At 72.7% G+C, this 21,458-nt stretch carries 15 protein-coding genes; 3 read left to right on the forward strand and 12 right to left on the reverse strand.

Annotation, left to right across the window (positions count from 1 at the left end):
- Positions 1–13: 13 nt before the first annotated feature.
- The 3 genes from ACFPZI_RS15595 to ACFPZI_RS15605 are packed head-to-tail and all read right to left on the reverse strand — an operon-like array spanning position 14 to position 3,841.
- A complete protein-coding gene (locus ACFPZI_RS15595) occupies positions 14–409 on the reverse strand; it encodes a DUF742 domain-containing protein (RefSeq protein WP_332426092.1) in 396 nt (131 codons plus the stop codon).
- A 9-nt stretch (positions 410–418) separates the two neighbouring features.
- Positions 419–853 carry a roadblock/LC7 domain-containing protein gene (locus ACFPZI_RS15600; protein ID WP_381363466.1) on the reverse strand — a complete coding sequence of 145 codons (435 nt, stop codon included), beginning with the start codon at positions 851–853 and terminating at the stop codon, positions 419–421.
- A gap of 12 nt (positions 854–865) precedes the next feature.
- On the reverse strand, positions 866–3,841 hold the full coding sequence (locus ACFPZI_RS15605) for a nitrate- and nitrite sensing domain-containing protein (RefSeq protein WP_381363608.1): 2,976 nt from the start codon (positions 3,839–3,841) through the stop codon (positions 866–868).
- A 418-nt stretch (positions 3,842–4,259) separates the two neighbouring features.
- Here ACFPZI_RS15605 and ACFPZI_RS15610 point away from each other — a divergent pair, with 418 nt between their 5' ends.
- Positions 4,260–4,778 (forward strand): hypothetical protein, encoded by a 519-nt coding sequence (locus ACFPZI_RS15610; RefSeq protein ID WP_381363468.1) that lies wholly within the window; start codon positions 4,260–4,262, stop codon positions 4,776–4,778.
- Positions 4,779–4,867: 89 nt separating this feature from the next.
- Here the strand turns inward: ACFPZI_RS15610 and ACFPZI_RS15615 are convergent, their stop codons facing one another.
- From ACFPZI_RS15615 to ACFPZI_RS15655, 9 genes are all read right to left on the reverse strand, one after another.
- On the reverse strand, positions 4,868–5,266 hold the full coding sequence (locus tag ACFPZI_RS15615; RefSeq protein WP_381363470.1) for a hypothetical protein: 399 nt from the start codon (positions 5,264–5,266) through the stop codon (positions 4,868–4,870).
- A gap of 313 nt (positions 5,267–5,579) precedes the next feature.
- The gene (locus ACFPZI_RS15620; RefSeq protein ID WP_381363472.1) at positions 5,580–10,229 is read right to left on the reverse strand and encodes a hypothetical protein; all 4,650 of its coding nucleotides are present in this window, start codon (positions 10,227–10,229) and stop codon (positions 5,580–5,582) included.
- 122 nt (positions 10,230–10,351) lie between these two features.
- Complete coding sequence (locus ACFPZI_RS15625; RefSeq protein ID WP_381363609.1) at positions 10,352–11,233, reverse strand: hypothetical protein; 882 nt, start codon at positions 11,231–11,233, stop codon at positions 10,352–10,354.
- Between the two features lie 160 nt (positions 11,234–11,393).
- A complete protein-coding gene (locus ACFPZI_RS15630; RefSeq protein WP_381363473.1) occupies positions 11,394–12,920 on the reverse strand; it encodes a hypothetical protein in 1,527 nt (508 codons plus the stop codon).
- A 503-nt stretch (positions 12,921–13,423) separates the two neighbouring features.
- Positions 13,424–14,302: an SGNH/GDSL hydrolase family protein gene (locus ACFPZI_RS15635; protein ID WP_381363475.1), complete on the reverse strand. Its 879-nt coding sequence runs from the start codon at positions 14,300–14,302 to the stop codon at positions 13,424–13,426.
- Positions 14,299–15,660 carry a glycosyltransferase gene (locus ACFPZI_RS15640; RefSeq protein WP_381363476.1) on the reverse strand — a complete coding sequence of 454 codons (1,362 nt, stop codon included), beginning with the start codon at positions 15,658–15,660 and terminating at the stop codon, positions 14,299–14,301. The genes ACFPZI_RS15635 and ACFPZI_RS15640 overlap by 4 nt, the downstream gene beginning before the upstream one ends.
- Positions 15,657–16,781, reverse strand: coding sequence for a glycosyltransferase family 4 protein (locus tag ACFPZI_RS15645; RefSeq protein ID WP_381363478.1), 1,125 nt, complete (start codon positions 16,779–16,781; stop codon positions 15,657–15,659). Before ACFPZI_RS15645 ends, ACFPZI_RS15640 begins: the two co-directional genes overlap by 4 nt.
- 161 nt (positions 16,782–16,942) lie before the next feature.
- Positions 16,943–18,361, reverse strand: coding sequence for a HEAT repeat domain-containing protein (locus tag ACFPZI_RS15650; RefSeq protein WP_381363480.1), 1,419 nt, complete (start codon positions 18,359–18,361; stop codon positions 16,943–16,945).
- 364 nt (positions 18,362–18,725) lie between these two features.
- The gene (locus ACFPZI_RS15655) at positions 18,726–19,118 is read right to left on the reverse strand and encodes an ankyrin repeat domain-containing protein (protein ID WP_381363482.1); all 393 of its coding nucleotides are present in this window, start codon (positions 19,116–19,118) and stop codon (positions 18,726–18,728) included.
- Positions 19,119–19,432: 314 nt separating this feature from the next.
- Between ACFPZI_RS15655 and ACFPZI_RS15660 the strand changes: the two genes are divergently transcribed.
- Both ACFPZI_RS15660 and ACFPZI_RS15665 read left to right on the forward strand, forming a co-directional pair.
- Positions 19,433–19,627, forward strand: coding sequence for a hypothetical protein (locus ACFPZI_RS15660; protein WP_381363483.1), 195 nt, complete (start codon positions 19,433–19,435; stop codon positions 19,625–19,627).
- 52 nt (positions 19,628–19,679) lie between these two features.
- Positions 19,680–21,410: a hypothetical protein gene (locus ACFPZI_RS15665; RefSeq protein ID WP_381363484.1), complete on the forward strand. Its 1,731-nt coding sequence runs from the start codon at positions 19,680–19,682 to the stop codon at positions 21,408–21,410.
- Positions 21,411–21,458: the final 48 nt, after the last annotated feature.

Genomic DNA, 21,458 nt, shown 5'->3' on the forward strand with positions numbered 1-21,458 from the left:
GCTTCCGCGCCGCTCACAGCGCCCGGAGGCCGTTGATCACATCGCGCAGAATACTCTCGTCCGGCAGTTCGGCAGGGGGAACAGGCCGGTTCACGTGGACGGATTCGAGGTCGACGAGATCGCCGACGAGGACGCGTACCACTCCGATCGGCAGGTCGAGTTCCGCCGCGAGTTCGGCGACCGTCTGCGGAGTGTCACGGCACAGTTCGACGATGTCCACGTGTTCCGGGGAAAGTGTGGGGTCCGTCTCCGGATCGTCCGCGTCGGGTTCGGTGACGACCACCGCGATCAGGTCGAGGCGATGCTGGGCCGCACTCGAAGTGCGGCCCCGCGTCATGGCATACGGACGGACGACCGGTCCGGCCTCGTCGTCGAACCAGTGGCTTCTTCCCTCACCGTCAGCACTCATGTCGTCCCACTACCCACCCGGGGGCAGATCGGTACGCGGTTCGGTTCCCAGATGCGGACCCACCCGCTTCACGAGGAGGGTCATCTCGTAGGCGACCTGCCCGACATCCGAGTCGACGTCGGCGAGAACGGCGAGGCAGCTGCCGTCCCCGGCGGCCGTGACGAACAGGAACGCCTCGTCGAGTTCGACGATGGTCTGGCGGACACTGCCTGCCTCGAAGTGGCGGCCCACCCCCTTGGCGAGGCTGTGGAACCCGGAGGCGACGGCGGCCAGATGCTCGCTGTCCTCGCGGGTCAGCTCCTGGGAGGCCCCCGTGGCGAGGCCGTCGCCGGAGAGCACGAGGGCCTTTCGGATACGCGCGACGCGGGCCACCAGGTCGTCGAGGAGCCAGTTGAGCTCCCCCTTGCCGTCGTCGGCGTGGCCGGTCGTGTGCGGTGCGGTCATCGACCGTCCCCCTTAGTCGTTCCTGGTCGTTCCTCGTGGTGCTGTCCCGCCGGGGGCGCCTTCGCCCTCGGCGTTCTCCTCACGACCGCGCTGCCAGCCGCGCTGAAGCGAGGCCATGCGGCTGCGTACTTCCTCCGCGTCCCGTTCGACGGGCTGGGATCTCTCCTCGTTCCGTCGTGGCGCGCTCCGTTTGAGCTGGGGGGCGAGGCTGGCCTGCCGTACGCGCCGGGGCAGCGATGCGGTGTCGGCCGGGCCGGCGCCCGTGTCCTGCGGGGCGCTGCCGGAGCCTGGCTCCGCCGCGGAGTGTTCCTGGCGGGCGGCCGGCGCGATCGTGGAGTGTCCGGAGCCGCCCGGAGGGTCACCGGCGGCCGGGGCGGGTGGGCCGTCGTCCCGGGCGGAGCCCTGGGCCGACTGTTCCGCGGGCCGGTCGTCGGCGCGTGCACCGATCCGGGGACGGGAGGCCGCGCCCCGCCTGCGGGCGGGCAGGGGAGGCGGTTTCCCCTCGTCGGGCGGTCCCGGTTCCCGGTGCGGGGAGGGTTGCCCACCGCGGCGGCGAGTCGGCAGCATGGGCGCAGGTTCCTGCTCAGGGCGGGCGGACGACGTGCCGGTGTCCTGGTCCGGCCGCTCCCGGCGGACGTGCTCGTCGCCGACAGGACGTCCGTGCGAGCTGACCAGCTTGGGCGTTCCCCTGCGGGGCGGCGGGACCGGGGCACCCGCCCGGCCGCGCATGCCCAGGTCCGGTCCGTCCGTGTCCAGGCCCGGTCCGTCGTCGTTGGCCTTACCGATGCCGGTGGCCTGTGGGTGGGGCTCATGGCGGCGGCCCGGCCGCTCGTCCTTGGTGCGGGACGGGGAACGTCGGTGACCGAACAGGCCGCCGTGCTCGTCGTCCTCGTCCCCCGGCGCGCCCGGATAGTCGTCGAGGGCGTCCAGGTCGACAGGGGCCTCGAGTTCGACCGGACCGTTCAGGAGCGAGGCGGGCAGTCCGGGCAGCTGGACGGGCGCCTGGGAGAGCGCGAGACGGCGGCTGTCCTCCGGTTCCCTGTCCTTGGCGCGCCGGGGCCGGTCGAGGCGGAAGCCGACGCCGTTGGTGTCCGGGACGTCGTCGGTGAGGAGTACGTCCGGGATGAAGACGACCGCGGTGGTGCCGCCGTAGGGAGACGGCTGCAGGGAGACCCGGACGTTCTGCCGCTGTGCGAGTCGGCTGACCACGAACAGTCCGAGCCGGTCGGTGTCGGAGAGCTCGAACTCCGGTGTCTCGGCGAGCCGCAGGTTGGCGTCGAGCAGCGCCTCGGCTGCCATGCCGAGACCGCGGTCGTGGATCTCCAGGGTGAAGCCGTTGGCGACGCGCTCCCCCAGGACCTGAACGGCGGTATGCGGCGGGGAGAACACCGTGGCGTTCTCTAAGAGTTCGGCCACCAGGTGGGTCAGGTCGGCGACGGCGGGGCCGGTGACGGCGACCCGCGGCAGCCGGCGGACCTCGATGCGCTCGTAGTCCTCGACCTCGGCGACGGCCGCGCGCACGACGTCCATGAGCTGGACGGGTTTGCGCCACTGCCGGGAGGGCGCGGCGCCGGAAAGGATCACCAGGCCCTCGGCGTGCCGACGCATGCGGGTGGTGAGGTGGTCGAGGCGGAACAGGTCGGCGAGTTCCTCGGTGTCCTCGGTCCTGCGTTCCATGGTGTCCAGCAGGGTGAGCTGTTTGTGCAACAGGACCTGACTACGACGGGCGAGGTTGACGAAGACATCCGAGACCCCGGAGCGCAGTTCGGACTGTTTGACGGCCGCCTCCACGGCTGCGCGCTGCAGGGTGTTGAGGGCCCGGCCGACCTCGCCGATCTCGCTCCTGTCGTACTCCAGGCGCGGGACCTCGGTCTCGACGTCCACCTGTTCCCCCGCCGAGAGGCGGCGCATCACGCTGGGCAGTCGCACACCGGACGCCTCGTGGGCCTCCAGGCGCAGCTGCCGCAGGTCGCGGATGAGGCCGCGGCCGACGCGCACGGACAGGAAGAGCGAGACGAGCAGGGCGATCAGTCCGAGGAGGCCGGCGACGACGGCCTGGGTGATGACGCCCATGGCGACGGGTCGAACGCGGTCCTGGTAGCGGTCGGTGGCCTGGTAGTTGAGGGTACCGAGCTCGGCGAGCACATTGTCGGCGGCGGTGTCCCAGCTCTTGGCGGTGACGGAACGGGGCGTGTCGGATTCGGAGTTGATGACCGCCTGCTCAGCGGAGCGCAGCGGGGCGGTGGAGGCGTTCTCCCAGAACCACTCGTAGCGCTCGCGTTCCGTCGACGGCAGCGCAGGCAGGCTGATGTCGTACATCAGCCTGCGCTGGGCGACCAGGTCGGAGACGTCACGGGTCTCGTCGCGGGTGAGCTTGCCGACCACCAGGGCGGAGCCGAGCAGGGCGTCCTCTCGGGAGAGGAGTTCATGGGCGCGGCTGAGGTTGAGGAGGGCGCGGCCCTGCTGGTCCATCTCCACGTTGTCGATGCCGTCGAGGGAGGTCAGGAGGGTGTAGCAGGAGTCCACGAGAAGGTTGTACTGGTTGAGGGCCTCGAAGCGGTTCATCGTGCCCTGCTCGATGCTGGCGCGCAGGGAGTCGATGCCGTCGAACGCGTCCAGGACAGCGGTGAGCCGGTCCTCGCCGCCCGTGCTCAGCCCGTCGCGGACGTCGGGGTTGTCCGCGTTCTTGTGGACCTTGGCGATGGCGCCGTCGGTGGCCGTGCGAGTGGTGCGGAGCGCAGAGAGCGTGTCCGAGGCCCGCGGATCGGCGAGATGGACGAGGGTCTGGCGGCGTTCCTGCTGGAGGACGCGGACGGTTTCCTCGATCGGGTAGCCGATGTCCTCGACCGCGGCGGAGACCCGAAACAGCTGAGTGACCGTCCGTCCCGTGAATACCGTGGCGAAGCCCCAGATCGCCGTCAGGGACACCAGCGGCACGAGAAGCAGCGCCACGATCTTCCGGCGGATGGACTTCCCGCGAAAGCGCATGGACTCCCCCAGCTCGACCCCCACCGGCAGGGGGTACGCATGTACGTCACCAAACGGCGCGAGCCTACTACTGGCTCACAGGTAACTCGAAGACTCTTCCGGAGGCAGAGCTTCCGTACGGGCCCGGGAGGATGAGGAGTTGTCCGCTCATTGGGGGAGATTGCCTCCCCGAAACCGGTGGCGGCCTGGAAGCCCGTTCCGGCGGGCACACACGGTTATTTGGCCGGAATTTTTCGCCGATGGGGAATCTTCATAACCCGCCGCTCGTCCTTCTCTGCAGGAAATGGGGGCGGAATCGGCCCCAGGAGCCGCACCCTGCACCCGGGCGGTGTAAAACAGCGCAAGCCGGGCAGCCACAGGAGAATCGGGTCTTCGGACAGGGATGAGCGGTCCGCCGACGGTGGGGAGCAACACGGTGATGAGCACGGCGCAGCGGCAGGAGGCGTCCGGGAAGGACGTGGCCGCACAGGGCACGGCACGGCGGGACACCGATGCGCGGGACCGCGATATTCGGAGTGAGCGGGAACCCGCTCAGGAGCGGCCCTACTACCGGCCGTTGTGGAGAGAGGAGCCAGCGAAGCGGCGCAGGCTGCCCGACCCGGTGCGGACGGCAGCCGTGCGAGCGGTGCTCATCATCTCGGTGACGCTGATACAGGCCATGGTGGCGTTCCTGTGCACCTTGGCCGGGTCGTGGCTGGCATTCCCCATGGTGCTCAGCAGCGTCGCCAGCACCGTGGTCGCCACCTGGGCCGCGCTCGACGTCTGGGTAACGCGCCAGGTGTGGAATCAGCGCAACGGCGTGGTGTCGGCACCGAGCAGCACCGCCCGTGCCCTGCGGCGCGAGCGGCGCAGGGCACGACGGCAGGCCCAGGCCGCGGAGCGGGCCCAGAGGCGCATACGCCGACAGGGCGGGAGGGGGCAGTTGTCGCATCCTTGAGGGAGCCGAGGTCGTCGAGCGGGCGAGCACTGACCTGTGAACACGAACGGGCGGGCCCGAGGGCCCGCCCGTTCGCCGGCTTGTGCCGGTCAGGCCCTGGCGTACTCCCAGCCGCCGCAACTGTACGGGGTGCCGCTGGATGTGTCCTGGAGACAGGCGCGGATCTGCAGGGTGGTGCCCTCCGCGAAGGACAGGTTCCATTTCCCGACGGTGGCATAGCCGCCACCGTGGTAGTAGGAGTGGGTGGCGGAGCTGGAGTTGTAGCGCCATTGGGCGGCGACGCCGTGGCCGTCGCTCTTCATGTCGAGGGCGGAGAGGATCTCGCCGTCCGCGGCGAACTCGGTCTTCGCGCTCGGCGAGGTGATGGAGTTGTAGGCGCTGTAGACGGAGCCGGCGGCATGTGCCGGGGCGGTACCCAGGGCGAGCGCCGAAGCGGAGGCCGCAGCTATCCCGAGGACAGTCGTCAGACGACGGTAAGTCGTGCGCAAGGCAGAGTCCCTCTCTTCGGACAACTGATCGATCCTGAACTTACCGCAGGGAAAAGCGGGTTGATAGCCGGATTTCTCCGTGCCCGGCGGTGCGGCAGGAAACGGGAAGGTCGTTGGACCGTTACAGGTCATCTCGCTGTGCGATCGGCTCGCCCGACAGGCGAGCCGACCACGTCCGCCTTCGGCTGTGGTCGGCGGCACGGGTATCCGGCTCCGACGCCGCTACGAAACGCAAGAGCAAGCACGTTCTCCCTGTCACAAGCACCGGCTGCACCCGCGCCGCGGAGCCGCATATCGACACAGTCCCGCGCCCCTAGGGGGTTGCAGGTACCGGCCGTTTGAACATCCGGGTGGCCGTGATCTCGCTGTGCACGGCTTCCTCGTCGGAGGTCTCCCGCGGCAGGCCCGGCCTCAAGTGCTCCTCGACACTGATGTACTTGAGGCCCGCTCGCAGGTCGGCGTCGTTCCGCAGACGGATGACCAGGGGGAACTCCGCGAGTGCCGTCGTGTCGAACAGGCCCGTGGTGTAGAGGAGTTGCACACCGAGCGCGTCGGCCACGGCCCTCTGGAGCTCCAGCAGGTAGGTGGCGTTGGCGCGGCCGATGGGGTTGTCGAGGAACAGGGTGCCGGCGTGCCGGTGCCGGTCGCGGCCCCGGTCGTTGGAGCGCAGCGCGGCCATCGTGCAGTACAGGGCGATGGCCGCGGTGAGCAGCTGTCCTCCGGAGAACACGTCGCCCATCTGTCCGACGGGAACCCGCTCGGCGCGCAGCACGGCGTCCGGTTTGAGGATCTCGACGGCGATGCCCCTCGGCCGGAGGGCGGCGGCGACTCCGCGCAACAGCAGGGACATGCCGTCGCGGCGCAGGTCGGAGTTCTTGCGGACGGCTGCGCGGGTCGCCTCGTCGACGACCTCGCCGAGCCGCTCGGTGAGGGTCGCCTGGTCGGGTTCCTCGAAGCGGATACGCAGGAATTCCTGCCCGGACCACTCGCCGAGCCCTTCGGGCAGCCGCGACAGCCGCTGCGCGGAGCGCAGAGTGGCGAGGGCCGATTCGACGAGCCCTCTGAGCCGGTCCACGATCGAGTCGCGGTTGCGTTCCAGCTGTTCCAATTCGTCGGTGAGGACCCGGAGCCGGGGCGCGAAGGCGTCCGCCCACTTCTGGGCGTGCTCGGGCAGCGCCGAGGCGGGCAGCTCACGGATCTGCTGCCGGGCGGGGGTGCGAACCTGCTCGTAGCGTGTGGAGTTGGCGTGCCTGACAAGAATGTCGCTCGCCTCGCGCACCGTGGACTCGGCAGCGGACAGGTCGGCGGCGCAGCCGCGGAGTGACCTGCGGGCCTCCGCGGCGGACCGGCGGGCCTCCTCCGGGCTGCCGGGATAGGGCTCTGGCTGCTCCGGTTCCTCCTCGGAGGTGTGTTCCCGCAGCAGGTCGCGGAGCATGGCGGCGATCTCGTCGAAGCCCTCGGCCGCGTCCTCGGCGCCGCGGTGCGCGCCGAGGAGATCGCCGTGGATCTCCCTGGCGCTGTCCAGCTCCTCCGTCCGGGAGGCCAGTTCGGCCGTGACGGTGCGTAGCAGCGCCTGTGCGTGCTCGGCGTCGCGCGACACCATCTCCTCGGGGAGCGCGGTGTGCTGCCCACCGTCCACGGGCGCCAGTCGCTCGGCCTCGCCGCGCAGCCGCCCGAGCTGCTCGCTCGCGCTCGACATCCTGGTCTCCAGGAGCTGCACCAGTTCCTCGGCGCGGGCGGCGGCGGCCTGCCGGCTGGGACCGTCCGAGCCGTCGGGTGACTCGAGCAGCTGCTCCGCGCGGTTGCGGACCTTGTTGCTCAGCCGGTCCAGCTCCGCGCGGGCCGCGCTCTCGTCGCTCTCCGCACGGACCTGCTCGGCGCGCAGGTCGGCACCGACTCCGACCTTCTCGTACACCTGGGACGCGGCACGGTACGCCTCGCGCAGAGCGGGCAGGGAGATCCGCGGCGGCTCAGTGCCGGCCCCGGGCACGTCGTCGGGTACATCGTCGGGGGCGCCCGCGATCTCGGAGCGCTCGGCGCGCAGCGCACGCGCGGTGCGCCGGGCATCGTCGGCTGCCCGCTGCGCGCCGCGCCGGTCCTCGTCGGCGGTCCGCGCGCGCTCCAGGCAGGCCTGGGCGCGGGCCTCGGCCTCGGCGGCGTCGTCGGCCAGTTCGCGAAGTTTGGCCTGCCAGCCTGCCCGTTCGCGGAGCCGGAAGGCGAGTCCCGCGAGGGCGTCGGCGGCGCGCCGGGCTTTCTGCGCGGTCTCCTGGAGCTCGTCACGTACCCGGGCGGCCTCGGCCGCGGCCTCCTCGGCCTCCGCCCGCACGTCGCGTGCCTCGGCCAGCTCCGCCTCGGACTCCTGGGCGAAGGCGCGGGCATCATGCGCCGCACGGGCCAGTTCGGTGAGCCGGCCGACCGGGCAGCCGGTGCGCCAGGAGGTGAGCCGCGCGGTCAGTTCGCGGTCCTTGGCGAGCCGTGCCGCGAGCGCCCGGATCTCCTCGTCGCGTGCGGTCGCACGGGCGCGCAGTGTCTGCCGTTCCTCGTCGGCGGCGTGTTCGTCGTGCATGGCCGGGTTCGGCGGTACGAGGAAGACGTCGCCGGTGTCCGCGCCCGATGCCGGGGTCGGCGCGAGGAGGGCGGCAGCCGTGCCGACGGCGACCGCGGAGCGGGGCAGCAGGGCGGCGTCGCTCAGGGCCGCGCGGGCGCGGGTGTGGGAGTCCGGGTCGGTGATGACCACGCCGTCGACCAGTTCCGGGCGGGCGGCCAGCACGCGCGCGTGGTCGGCGGGGTCGACGGCCTGGGCGAGGTAGCGCCAGCCGGGCAGGGCGGGAATGCCGTGCTCGCCGAGGAACTCGACCGTGGCCAGCACGTCCGGCCCGGGCGGCAGCAGTCCCCCGTCGCCGAGGGCGCCGAGGATGCGGGCGTCGTCGGCGGCGGCGGTACGCAGTTCGAACAGCTGGCGTTCGGCGGAGGAGACCGCTTCCTCGAGCAGTTCGCGCAGGTCGTCGGTGAAACGGTCCAGTTCCGTGGCGGTGAGGGTGCCTTCGGTGGCGGGGCCGCCGCCCGGTCCGGCGTCCGTGTCGGGGCGGGGCCACGGAACGGAGGGGCGGGACTTCGTTCCGGGCAGACCGAGGAGCTCGGCCGGCCGTTCCTCCGCGGCGAGGGCCTGTGCGGTGCGCAGCTCGCCCTCGTGGGCGCGGCCGGCCGCCGTGGCCGCGTCCGCCGCGCGGGCGGCGGTGAGTTCCGCACGGGCCTCGGCGGCGGCGGCTTCGCGCGCGTGCTCGGTCGCCCGGTGGGACGTCTCACGGGCCGCGTCCCAGGCGGTGACCGCGGTCTTCTCCGCGTCGCTGGCCGCGAGCGCGGCGCGGGCCGGGTCGGCGTCGGGGGCTCTGTCGTCGATCCAGCCGGCCCGGACGGCCTCTGTGGTCTCCTGCTCGACCTCGGCGAGCCGCTGCCTGAGGTGGCCGATCTCGCTGCGGGCGCGCTGTGTCTCGGTGGCGGCGGCGGTGGCGTCGCGGTGGGCGGTGTCGCTGACCTCCTGGAGGGCGGCGGACCGCTCCTCCTCCTCGTTGGCGAGGTTCTCGGCGTTCCGCGCGGCCGTGTGCAGGGCGCGTACGAGGTCGACGGCGGCCTTGGCACGGGCGGCGAGCGCGGGCGCCGCGTCCCGCTCGGCCTCCTGGATCGCGGCGGAGACCCTGGCGGCCCTGTCGGCGGCGGCGCGGTGGCGCAACGCCACCTCGGCAGCCTGCCAGGCCGCGTACAGGGTGCGGGCGTCGGCGAGTTCGCGCTTCTGGGCGGCGGCGGACTTCTCGGCCGCCGCCAGCGCCAGGGAGGCGTGCCGGTAGGCGATCTCCGCGGAGATCAGCGCGCTGTGCTCGCGGGCCGTCCCGGCCCGGGTGACGGCGTCGGCGGCGGCGGTGACCCGGTGGGCGAGCTCGGCGGCGCGGACGCGTTCCTGGCGGCCGCGCGCGGAGAGCCTGCGGGCCAGGGTGCGGGTGCGACGCTCGGCCGCGGTGTGGATCTCCCGTGCCCGGGTACGGGCGCCGGTGGCTTCGACGATCCGGCCGAGCAGTTCGACGGACCCGGCGGTGAAGTCCCGCTCGGCGATCAGCTCGGCGCGCCGGCCCAGTTTGTTGCCGAAGCCGCCGACCAGGTCGGCGAGTCCGTCGGTGTCACGGGTGTCGGTGACGGCACGCAGCAGCAGGTCGGTGAAGTCGGAGTCCTTCTTGACCGCGAAGAGGCCGGCGGCCTCGCCCTCGTCGGCGTTCATCTCCCGCTGGTAGCGGAAGAGTTCGGGGTCGAGTCCCAGGTCGCCGAGGTGCTCGGTCCAGCGCTCGTGGGTCTCCTCCCAGTACACCTCCAGGTGCGGATACGTCCTGCCCGCCTCCGTGAGCGCGTCCCGGAAGCCCTTCATGGTGCGGCGGCGGCCCCGCGCGCCGGACTGGCCGTCGGCGGGCAGCCGTACGGCGGTGGCCTCGGCGACGGGAAGGTTGTCCAGGCTGAGCCCCGGACCGGGTCGCAGCGAGTACCAGGCCTCGGCGAACTTCCTCGGGTCGTTGGAGACCTGGCGCCCACGCCATTCGCTGACCTTGCCGACGACGACGCACTCGCCGGTCAGCACATGCTGCCACTCCAGGGCCACATGGCCGCAGTCGTCGGCCAGCAGGAATTTGCGCAGCACGCCGGAGCTGGCGCCGCCGAGGGTATTGCGGTGGCCCGGGAGCATCACGGAGAAGATCAGTTTCAGCAGAACGGACTTGCCGCCGCCGTTCTCCAGGAAGAGCACCCCGGCGGGCGCGGGCCGACGGGGCGGGCCGACGGGCTCCTCCGCGAAGAACTCCGCCTGCGTCGGCGCGGGTTGCGGCACGGTCTCGCCGACACCGCGCAGGTCAAGCACGGTGTCGGCGTAGCGCGCACCGGCGGGCCCGATGGAGTAGAGGCGGACCCGGGACAGCTCGTACATGGCGGACTCTCGAATGTCTTCGGCAGGTCGGGGTGGTTCGGGACAGAGAGGGAACGGGAAGGGGGATGTGGAGGGGACAGCGGGTTCGGACAGCGGACGTGGCACAGTAGTGCTGGGGCGGCTCAGGTGGAGTGGAAGGGCAGACCGGCGTCGGCCACCAGGTCCAGGTCCTCTCCACTGTCCGCGGGCAGCAGGGTCGGGGTGCCGTCGGTGACCGGGACGACGCCCAGCTCCAGCAGTTCGGCCAGGGCCGCGCTGCCGGCCAGGTCGCACACCTGGAGCTGGTAGCGGGCCGTGGTGCGGTAGGTGCCGCCGTTGTCGTCGCCGGTGCGTTGCAGGAAGCCGGAGTCGGTGAGAAAGGTGACGGCCTTGGCGACGATGCCGGTGGTCGAGCCCGCGAGCCTGCGGGCGTCCTTGGTGGCGCCGGTCGCGCTGCGTCTCGCCCAGATCCGCCAGGCCGTCTCCAGCCCGGGGGCGTCGCTGGCCGGGTCGGTGTTCTCGCCCTGTTCCGCGGCCCGCTCCTCGAGCCGGTGGCAGGTCTGGCGCACGAAGGCGTCGACGCCGTTGACGGTGACCCGCCCGATGTAGCCGTCGTCGGCGAGGTCCTCGGGGCGCGGGAACGCCATGACGGCGACGGCGAGGTGCGCGAGTCCGTGCAGGAACCTGTCTCCGCCGTCGGCGGAAGTACGCCGCGCGTAGTCGCCCATACGGACGGCGAACACCGAGTCCTCGGCGGCGGTCACGGCCATTCCGGCACGCGGGGACACCTCCAGGACGATCAGCCCGAGGCCCGTGGCCACGGCGTCGGCGAGCCGCGCGAACGGCGGGTCCTCGCGGTAGCGGCGCAGCAGGTCCGCGTACTCCTGGTCGCGGGCCGGCTGGAGCTTGGGCTGAAGGCCGAAAGCGACGAGCCTCGCCGCGTCGGCGGCGTCGGCGGGGGTGACGGCGCCGCTTGCCGGTGCGACGGCGGGCTCCGCCTCGCTCCACTCGGCATACTCGGTCACGGACACGGTTCCTCCTCGCACGGGACAACGACGGGGGCGGCAGGGACGGCGGGCAGGGCGGTGACGGCGCCGCGGACCGTATGGGCAGTGCGGGCAGTGCGGGCGGCTGCCCCGGGGCCGCCGGCCGCGGCCGGCTCCCGGGTCCCCGGCGGAAGGCTCATCACGCCGCCTCCGTCCGGTCCGCCGCCATCCCCGCCGCGTCCAGCAAGGCCGTGCCGACGACGAGGTCGGCGCCGCCGAACTCGGGGTCGTCCAGCTCGACGCCGTCGTCCACCGCGAAGAGCAGCCGCCGCTCGCCCTGGCGGTAGGCGGTGCCCACCGGAGGGCTGGCCGCATGGACCGCCAGCAGTGCCACCAGGTACGGCAGTTCGGAGTCCTGGCGGCGTGCCTCTGCGAGCAGTCCGGACAGCCGGCGGGGCGCGTCGGCCGGCAGTTCCAGCAGCGTGGTCGCGGCTGCCAGCTGCTCCTCGGTGAAGCGGCTGTCGTCCGGTGTGGCGATCAGATCGGGTTCCGGCATCTCGGCGCCCAGGTGCTCCCGCTCCACCGGCGGGGTCAGCAGGATGTCGACGAGATCGGCGACCCGGACGGACACCGGCGTACGCAGCCCGGTGCCGCGGGCGAAGAAGGTGTCCGTGACCCGGACCGCCTGCTCCAGGGGCAGCGGAAGCAGCGGCGCCAGGAGGTGCCCGTAGAGGTCCGTGCCCGAGGAGGACGCGGGGGTGGCGAAGGCCTGTCGGTCCTGTTCGGCACGGAACAGCGGGCCGGCCTCCAGCAGCCGGGACTGCAGCTGGGTGTGCCTGCGGATGCAGTCCTTGACGATGTCCACCAGCTCGGCGGCCCTGCGCTTGTGCTCCGGCTCCTCCGACTCGTCGCGGGCCCTGCGGATGTTGGTGAGGATCGCGTTCTCGTGGCGGTAGCGGTCCGCGACGTGGTCCAGGGCCTCGGCGATCATGTCCGGGATGGCAGTGAGCCAGTCCACCGCGCGCACATTGCGCCGGGTGGCGTCCAGGGCGCGGCGCAGGGATTCGGAGTACTGCACGGTCCGGTAGCGGGCCTGCTCAGCGGCGAGCTGGGCGTCGGCGAGTCTGCCCCGGCTGATGAGCACCTCGAGCTTGACCTCGGCGGCGATCTGGGCACTGGTGACGTCGGTGTCCAGGGCGCCGACCAGGACGTTGACCGCCTCGTCCGTGGTGCGGAGGTAGACGGTGCCGCCCGGGCCGGGGACCTCCTCGATCAGCTTGAAGTCGTAGTCGCGGCGGACGTAGGCGCCGTCCGCGCCGAACACGCCGTACACCGCGCGGAAGCCGCGGTCGACGCTGCCGACGTTGATCAGGTTCTCCAGGACCCAGCGGGCCACCCGCTCGTGCTCATCGGCGGGCCGGCGCGGGGCCTGGGCGGCGATGCGCGGGAGGAGCCGGGCCACTATCTGGTCGTGGTCGGCGCCCGTGTCGAAGTCCATGTTCAGCGTCACCAGGTCGATGGCCGCCAGGGCGATCTCCGCCATGCCGTACACCGAGTACTCGCCGGCCAGGTTGGCCTTGCGCGCGTCGAGGTCGTGCAACGGCGCGGTGCAGGCGAGCGCGCGCAGCCGCCGGGCCAGCCCCTCGTCGGCCGCCGGGCCCAGCGCGGGCCGCTGCCCCGCGCTGAGCTGGGGCGGAGCGCTGTCCGTCGATGCTGGTGAAGTCACGGTGCACAGACTAGGTCCTCGGTCTGACAACAACCCAAACGACGCAGATGTGTCACGCTGTCGCGGTTGTCACACACCCTGTTCCTCCTCCCCAGCCTGCGCCGGTGCACCTGTGCCCTGCGCTCGAGCGAGTCGTCGAGGTATCCCGTCGGCAGCGCCCCGGCCTGCTCCCGCTCCCCGGACCGCAGAACCCGAAGGGTGTCTGCATTACGCGCCATATGCGGTTCGTGGAGTCGGCGGAACTCGCCCATCCCATGGAAAGCGAGCCCCGGTTCGGCGAACACACCGCGCATCAGTTCGTTCATGCGGTCGCCGCCGGCCGGCGCCACCAGTTCCCGGTGGAAGTGGATGCCGGCCGTGCCCACTCCGTCCCGGTCGCCCTCACGCGCCTTCCGCGCCGCCCCGGAGAATGCGTCGGGCCGGTGGGCGGCTCCGGGAGCCCTCGTACGACGGCGCACGCGACGAGACGGCGGGTGCGGTGGGTGTCCTCGACGTCCTCCGCTTCACTGCGGTAGGGCGCCGCTGAACCCCTGCGAGGTGCCCGGCCGTTGCTCCCCCGCCGACAGCGCGGCCAGTGCCGCCGACACCGATGCGGAGGCCCGCAGGTCGAGCCGGATGCTCGTGCCCCGCGCGCGGTGCCGCAATTCGTCGGCGGCGAGCGCGAGAAGCTGGGGCAGCAGGTCGGTGCACCGGCGGGCCACCCATCCGGTGCCGGCGGTGGCCATCCACCACAGGTTCGCCCCCGGGGTGGGCGCTGCGGACTGCGGCTCGGGCGAGGGCGCCGGTCCGGTCACGAGGCCGCGTTCCACCAGCAGCGCGTGGAACCTCACGGCCAGTTGACGGTGCCCCCGCTCGCCGGGATGCATCCGGTCCACGCTCCACATCGCGCGGTCGGTGACCCAGTCGCCCTCGCCGGCGTGCAGGTGCACCGCGTCGTACCGGTCGGACAGCGCGTGGACGACGGTATTGACCGCACGCTGCCGCCGGGCCAGCGGCCTGGCCAGTACCCCGGGCAGGCCCATGACGCCGCCGGGGTCGGGCAGGCACGCGGTGAGCAGCACGGCACCCTGGGCGGTGCAGGCCTCGTACACCCGGTCCAGCCGTCTGGCCACGGCGTGGATGTCGAAGCTCTGGCGCAGGGTGTCGTTGACCCCGACGACGACCGAGACCAGGTCGGGCCCCAGATTCAGTGCCACGGGCAGCTGCGCTTCGAGCACGTCGTGCGTCTGCGCCCCGCTCCTCGCGAGGTTGGTGAACCGCGCGGGCTCCTCGCCGAGCGACCCGGCGAGCAGCGCGGCCCAGCCCCGCCATCCGCCGTCGGTGCGATCCCCCACGCCCTCGGTCAGCGAGTCCCCGAGGGCCACGAAACGCACGGGTCTCACAGCGGGCCTCCCGGCAGCACCGCGGGTACGTGCCGGCCCGGCGCCATGCCCTCCCGCGCGCCCTCCCGGACGCCTTCCCCCGCGCTCTCCCGCGCGTCGTCCCGTACGGCTGCCTGCCGCGGGGCCTCGTGGGCGTCGAGGAATGCCGCCACCGCCGCCGCCCACCCGAAGCATTCCGCACGCGCGCGTGCCCCCTCACGCCGCTCCGTCTCCGTCCGTCCCAGCAGGAGTTCGACGGCGTCCGCGAACGAATCACCCCGGTCTCCTGCGGTCGCCCCGGAGGAGCCGATCACCTCCGGCAGCGCGGACGAGGTGCTCGCCACCACGGGCGTGCCGCAGGCCATCGCCTCCAGCGCGGCGAGCCCGAAGGTCTCCGCGGGTCCCGGCGCCAGACACACGTCGGCGGAAGCCTGGAGGGCCCCGAGGAACGTCCGGTCGAGAACGTGGCCCAGGAAGACGACGGGCAGTCCGCGTTCCCGCGCGCGCTGTTCGAGCCGCGTCCGCAGCGGCCCGTCCCCGGCCACCACCAGCACCGCCTGCCGTCCGCGCCGCCGCAGCACCTCGAGCGCGTCCAGCGCCGTACCGGGCCGCTTCTCCACGGACAGCCGGGTGCAGGTCACCAGCAGTGTCTCCGCCGCGCGCGCGTAGCGGGCCCGCACCGAGGGGTCGAGCAGCGCGGGATGCCGCTCCGACAGGTCGACGCCGAGCGGTGCCCGTACGACGTTGCGGGCCCCGATCCGGGCGAACTCCCGCTCGGCGAACTCGGTGGTGCACACCACGCGCGCGTACGTGCGGGCGGTACGGATGTTGAGGGCGTCGGCGGTGCGCCGCGCGGCCCCCTCCGGCATCCCCCAGGTGCGCAGCACGCCGTCGGCGGTCTCGTGGGAGACCATGACCGCCGGCACCCGGGCCCGCCGCGCCCATCTCCCGGTCCAGCGCAGGGTCGTACGGTCGGACACCTCGAGCCGGTCGGGAGCCAGTTCCTCGAGCAGGGCGGTCAGCCGCCGCTTGTCGGTGAGGACGCGGTAGCCGCCGGTGCCGGGCAGCAGCGGTCCCGGCAGGGTGATCACACGCCCCTGCTCTGTCTCCCGGTCGCTCGCCCGGTCGCCGGGGACGACGAGCACGGACTCGTGCCCCGCCGCCCGGTAGCCCTTGCCGAGCTCCCGCAGCGCGGTGCGCAGTCCACCGGAGGCCGGTGCGACGAAGTTCGCGAGCCGTACGATCCGCAGCGGACCTTCGGCTCCCTGGGCACCGTCCGCCGACGCCGACGGCGTGCGGACCGCCGGGGCTGCGGCAGACGGGGATCCGGCAGACGGAGAACCGGTCGGCGGAGCGCCCGTTCCCGCGGTCCCGTTCATGCCGCCACCGCCGTCCGGCGCCCGGTCAGCACATCCGCGTAGTGGCCGATCAGCTGATCCCCGACGGCGGCCCAGGTACGTCCCTCGACCATCGCGCGCCCCGCCGCCCCGTAGGAGGCCCGCAGTCCGGGGTCGGCGGCCAGGGACCGGACCGCGTCCCGTACGGCGGCGGCGTCGCGCGGCGGCACCAGGAACCCGGTGCGCCCGTGGACGACCAGGTCCAGCGGGCCGCCCACGGCGGGCGCGACCACGGGTATGCCGCTCGCCATGGCCTCCTGCACGGTCTGGCAGAAGGTCTCGAAGGGGCCCGTGTGGGCGAAGACGTCCAGCGAGGCGAAGATGCGGGCGAGTTCGTCGCCGGTGCGGCGCCCCAGGAAGACCGCGCCGGGCATGGCCTGTTCCAGGTTCGGTCTGCTCGGTCCGTCGCCCACGACGAGCACCCGTACTCCGGGCAGGGTGCTCGCCCCGGCCAGCAGCTCGACCTGCTTCTCGGGGGCGAGCCGGCCGACGTAGCCGACGATCAGCTCGCCGTTCGGGGCGAGTTCCCGGCGCAGCGCCTCGTCGCGCAGGCCGGGTCGGAAGCGGACGGTGTCCACGCCGCGCGGCCACAGCTTGACCCTGGGGATGCCGTGCGCCTGGAGGTCGTTCTGCGCGGCGCCGGACGGGGCGAGGGTGAGGTCGGCGGCCGAGTGCACGGACCTGATGCGGCGCCAGGCCGCGGCCTCTCCGGCGCCCATGTACGTGCGGGCGTACCCGGCGAGGTCGGTCTGGTAGACGGCGACGGCGGGCAGTCCGAGACGCGAGGCCGCCGCCATGCCACGCACCCCGAGCACGAAGGGGCTGGCCAGATGGACGAGATCGGCCCGGTGCTCGGCGATCGCCGCGGTGACGCGTCGGCTGGGGAGAGCGACGCGGACCTGCGGGTAGCCCGGGAGCGGAAGGGAGGGGACCCGGACGACGGGGCACGGAGCCTGGTCGTCGGGCTCGTCGCCCACGGTGGCGGGGGCGACAACGACAGGGGCGTGACCGCGGTCGACGAGGTGCCGGGCGGTCTGGAGCGCGCAGTGAGCCACGCCGTTCACATCAGGGGGAAAGGATTCGGTCACGATGACGACTCGCATACGGGTGTTCTCGCCGTGCCGGACGTGGCCACGTCAACGTGGATCTTTCCGGTGGGGGAACGTCCCATGAGCGTTGCATCGCACACCCACGCGGGCGAACGCCATCCATGCGCGCCTGACCCACGGGTCATCCCTTGTTCACACTGCGCGCGCCCGGACGGTCACACGACGGTCTCCCCGGGGCCGATCCGGCTGCGTACGGCGGTCTGCACCTCGGCTTCCTCCGCCGGGTCGGCGGCGAGCCTGCGCAGGCGCTCGACGACCCGGGTGTCGCCGGTCTCGGCGTGCCGCGCGGCGATCTCGCGGGTGGACTCCTCGCAGTCCCAGAGACACTCGACGGCGAAGCCGCTGCCGTAGGAGGGATCGGTGGCCGCGAGGGCGCGGGCGGCCCGGCCGCGCAGGTGGGAGGAGGCGGTCTCGCGGTAGATGTGGCGGAGTGCAGGAGCGGCGCAGGCGATGCCCAGGCGTCCGGCGCCGTCGACGAGGGTCCACAGGGTCGGCGCGTCGGGGCCCTCACCCCGCACCGCCTCGCGCAGGGCGGCAAGGACCAGGTCGCGGTCCTGGACACCGCCCCGGCAGGCAAGGACGCGGCCGGCGGCGGCGCCCAGGGCGTCGGGCCGGCAGGCCCAGCGGCGCGCGCGGTCGACGGCGGCGAGACTCCGCATCCGTTCGAAGGCGTCGACGGCGGCCTCCACGACGGGCGCCGGCCCGGTGGCCACGGCGCGCTCGATCAGGGTGAGGGCGTCCGGATCGTTGCCGTCGGCGAGGTAGCGCAGGGCGGTGCAGCGGGCTCCCTCCGTGCCGCCCTCGGCGGCACGGACGATCTCGGGCCGGTCCTCGGGGCCGGCCACGGCGGTGAGGCAGCGGGCGGCCGGGACATGCAGGGCGGCGCCGCGCTCGATTCCTTGCTGGGCCCATGCGAACACGGCCTGCACGCTCCACCCGGGGCGGGGCCCGGTGGGGCGCATCTGCCGCTGCCAGCGGTCGAAGCAGCCGGCTTCCTGGGCGGCCCGCACACGCGTGGCGACGGATTCGCGCGGATCGTCGGCCCACAGGCGCCAGGGGCGCGGTTCGAAGGCGTCGCGGACGGTGGTGGCCAGTTCGGCCTCGCCCTCGGGGTCGGTGGCGAACCGCGCGAGCACGGGGGTGGCGAGGGCGCGCAGGCCCGCGTCGTCGTCCCGGAGGGCCAGCTCGTCCAGGGCCCAGGCCCAGTTGGCGCCCTGGGCGGCGTACCTGCGCAACAGGGTGAGTGCGTCCCGCCTGCCGTAGGAGGCCAGATGTCCGAGCACGGCGAGGCCAAGGCCGGTGCGTGACTCGTCGGTGTCGAGGACGTCCTCGGCATCGAAGAGGTGGGCCTCAATGGCGTCCAGTTCGCCGTGCAGGTCGAGGTAGAGGCGGGCGTAGTAGAGGGAGCGGTTCTCCACCTGCCAGTCGTGGCGCGGGTCGTGGAGCACGCAGTGGTTCAGCGCCTCGATCGTTTCGGAGCGCGGGGCGGTGAGCGCGTGCAGCGTGCCGTCGCCACGACCCCGTTGGAGCAGGCCAAGCAGCGTACCGCTGGGCGCTATGACCGGATCGAACATGGGAAACAGCCTCACATCAAGCGTCGACGCAACCGGGGACCTGCATTACCTGGCCGCGTGCCAACACGTCGGGGCGCCCGCCGTTTCCTGCTTGCTGTAGACCATCTTCCTCTGCCTCTCGTCGGTGGCCCATGCGGGCCGCATCACGGCCCGCGCGGTGCGGCAACATCTGCCCAGCCATCACGTCCGTGAATCACGTCGTCATGATGACCCGGCGGTCACATCTGCCGCGACCGAATTCCGGCGGCCTCGTACCGCCTCCCCCGTTTACTGTGTGTTTCCGCTGCCGTTCCCGTGTCTTCGCCGGTCGGAGCGTGCGCGTCTGTGCGATTCAGTGCCGTTCAGCGCGTTTCGCCGGTGCGCTTCAGTGCACGCCGAACAGCTCGAGCAGCTCCGCGCGGCCGAACATCCGGGCCGTGTCGATCGCCGAGGGAGTGCCGGCGGCCGGATCGGCACCGCCCTGCAGGAGGGCCTTGACCACTTCGGTGTCGCCCTTGAAGGCGGCTCCCGCGAGCGGGGTCTGTCCCCGGTCGTTGATCCGGTCGGCGTCGGCGCCGCGCTCCAGCAACGCACGGACCGCGTCGGCGTGGCCGTGGTAGGCGGCGAGCATCACGAGCGAGTCGCCACGGTCGTTGGTGAGGTTGGCCGGCACGCCCGCCTCGACGTAGGCCACGAGCTCCTCGGTCCGGCCACTCCGGGCCATGTCGAAGATCTTGGTCGCCAGCTCCACGACCTCGGGGTCGGGGGCTTCAGTCATATCGGCCGGACCGCCTCTCACCACGGATCATTCCGCATATCGGAAACAGGGCGTACGTCTGCGAGCGGTGCAGAGCCGTACAGGTGAATCGCCAGGGTACTGGCTCGCGCGGCACATGGGCCGACGTGCCCGAGGTAAAGATCACGGCAGGCTCGACCGTGCGCAACCGCCCACGTCGTTCAGGCCGGGAACAGTCCGCCGACCGGGCGAAATCAACTGATCTTCACCCAGTTGCACCTTTTATCGTATGGATACATTCTGTGATTCTGGAAGTACTCATGGTGACTGTCCCCCCGTGAACCAGGAGAACTCACATGATCCTCTCGATCTCAGGCGTCGTCCTGCTCGGCATCGTCCTCTTCATTTTCTGCCGCAAGGACGACCTGAAGCTGTTGCACGCCGTGGTGGCGATGCTGTTCGGCTTCTATCTGGCCAGTACGGCCATCGCGCCGAGCATCAAGGCCGGCGGCGAGAGCCTGGCCGGCCTTCTCGGCGGCATCAAATTCTGACTCAAGCCCCCCAAGCCCCCGCCCGCCCGTATCCCACGCCCTGGAGGCAGCAGTGGCCCGGCGCCCCCTCCCCCGCATCCTGAGCAACCGCGGCGCTCACCTCGCCCGGAGCCGGGAGCTGGCCCGGACGGCGGCCGACAGCGCCACCGACGTCCTCCACCCGCTGATCACGATCGTGCGCGGACTGCACCGGCTGGCCTCGGCCGGGCGGCGCAGGTTGCTCGACACCCCCAAGGACCGGCGCGGCGCGCTGCTCTTCCTGGCGGCGTCGGTGGTCCTGGTCGTGCTGCTGCTCCCGTACGGTCCGCTGCTCGCCGTCATCACCCTGATGGCGACAGCGGCCTGGCAGGGCCGGGACCGCGCCCCGGCCGCACCCGAGGGCCCCGACGAGACGCAGACCCAGCGCCTGAAGTCGCTGTACGACGCCCTGGCGCCGTACTTCTCCTCGGCCGGTGACCCCGACCCCCTGTACGCCCACGGCGGCTCGTGGGAGAAGGCCTTCCCGGCGTACGAGTTCGACGGCACCGGCCGCATCACGCACCTGGTGATCGCCTACCCCGCGTACTACACCGACGGCGAGGCGGAGTCCCGCGCGCGGATCGAGCATCTGCTCGCCGCCAAGTCGGGGCGCGGTCGCGAATACCACTTCGCCTGGGACGAGGAGGGCAACCAGCTCACGGTCCAGGTCCTCGCCCCGCTATTCGCCGACATCGCCGCCCAGCGCTTCGTCACGTCTCCCGGTGAGACGGTCCTGGGTTTCACCGACCCCACACAGGTGCGCCGAACCCTGCCGCTCACCCACGGCGAGGAGCAGCGCGACGTCCCCCCGGTCGTCTGGCGCACCGGCATCCGCTCCACCGAACCTCACCTGCTGGCGGCCGGGCAGCCCGGCAGCGGCACTTCCACCCTGCTGCGCTCCGTCGCCCTCCAGGCGCTGCGCCACGGCGACGTGGTGATCATCGACGGTGGCGGCACCGGCGAGTACGCGTGCCTGACCGGCCGGGACGGCGTGCTCGCCGTCGAGTGCGGCCTGGCGGGGGTGCTGGAGAGTCTCCAGTGGGCCGCGCACGAGACGGAGCGCCGTCTGATCGCCGCCAACCGCGCCCACCAGGCGGGCGATCCGCCGCCCGAGGACACCAAGCGGCCGCTGTGGATCCTGCTGGACCGCCCGAGCACGTTCACGCACCTCGCCGCCGCCGACGGCCGGGAGGACCCCCAGTCGCTGCTCCAGGTCCCGCTGCGGCACGGCCGCCCGGCGAACGTCACGGTCGTCGTCGCCGATCAGCTCGACAGCCTGGAGACCCTCAACGACGCGGTACGGCAGCACGCACGCGCACGTGTCGTCCTCGGGCCCGCGACTCCGGAGCAGGTGACGGCCGTCCTGGGCGCTCCCCCGCACACCACACCCCTCGATCACGTCCCCGCGGGTCGCGGCTACGCCCGCCTGGGCACGGGTCCGGTGCACCGCCTCCAGGTCCCGGTCACGCCGAACCCGTACGACGACACGACCAGCGCCCACCATCGGCAGGCGGTACTGGACCTGCTCCCGGCCCGCTCCGCTCGGGACGACGCACAGACGGAGCCGGAGCGGACGGCCCCGGAATCCGACCCCGTGCGCAGAGCCCCGGCGGACGCGGCGCTCATGGGCAAGCACTCCCTGGAGAAGAAGCCCGTGGACCTGCCTGCCGTGGACAAGACCGTCACAGACACGTATGCGGCGGACACGGACAAGGCCCCTCTGGAGCCGGTTCCCGCGGAGGCGGCCGCCGCCGAATCCTCCTGACGGCCCGCCGCGCACCAGCGGGCACACCCGCGCCGCCCCGGGCGCAGG

The organism is Streptomyces chlorus, from assembly GCF_042655885.1.
Classification (GTDB): domain Bacteria; phylum Actinomycetota; class Actinomycetes; order Streptomycetales; family Streptomycetaceae; genus Streptomyces; species Streptomyces chlorus.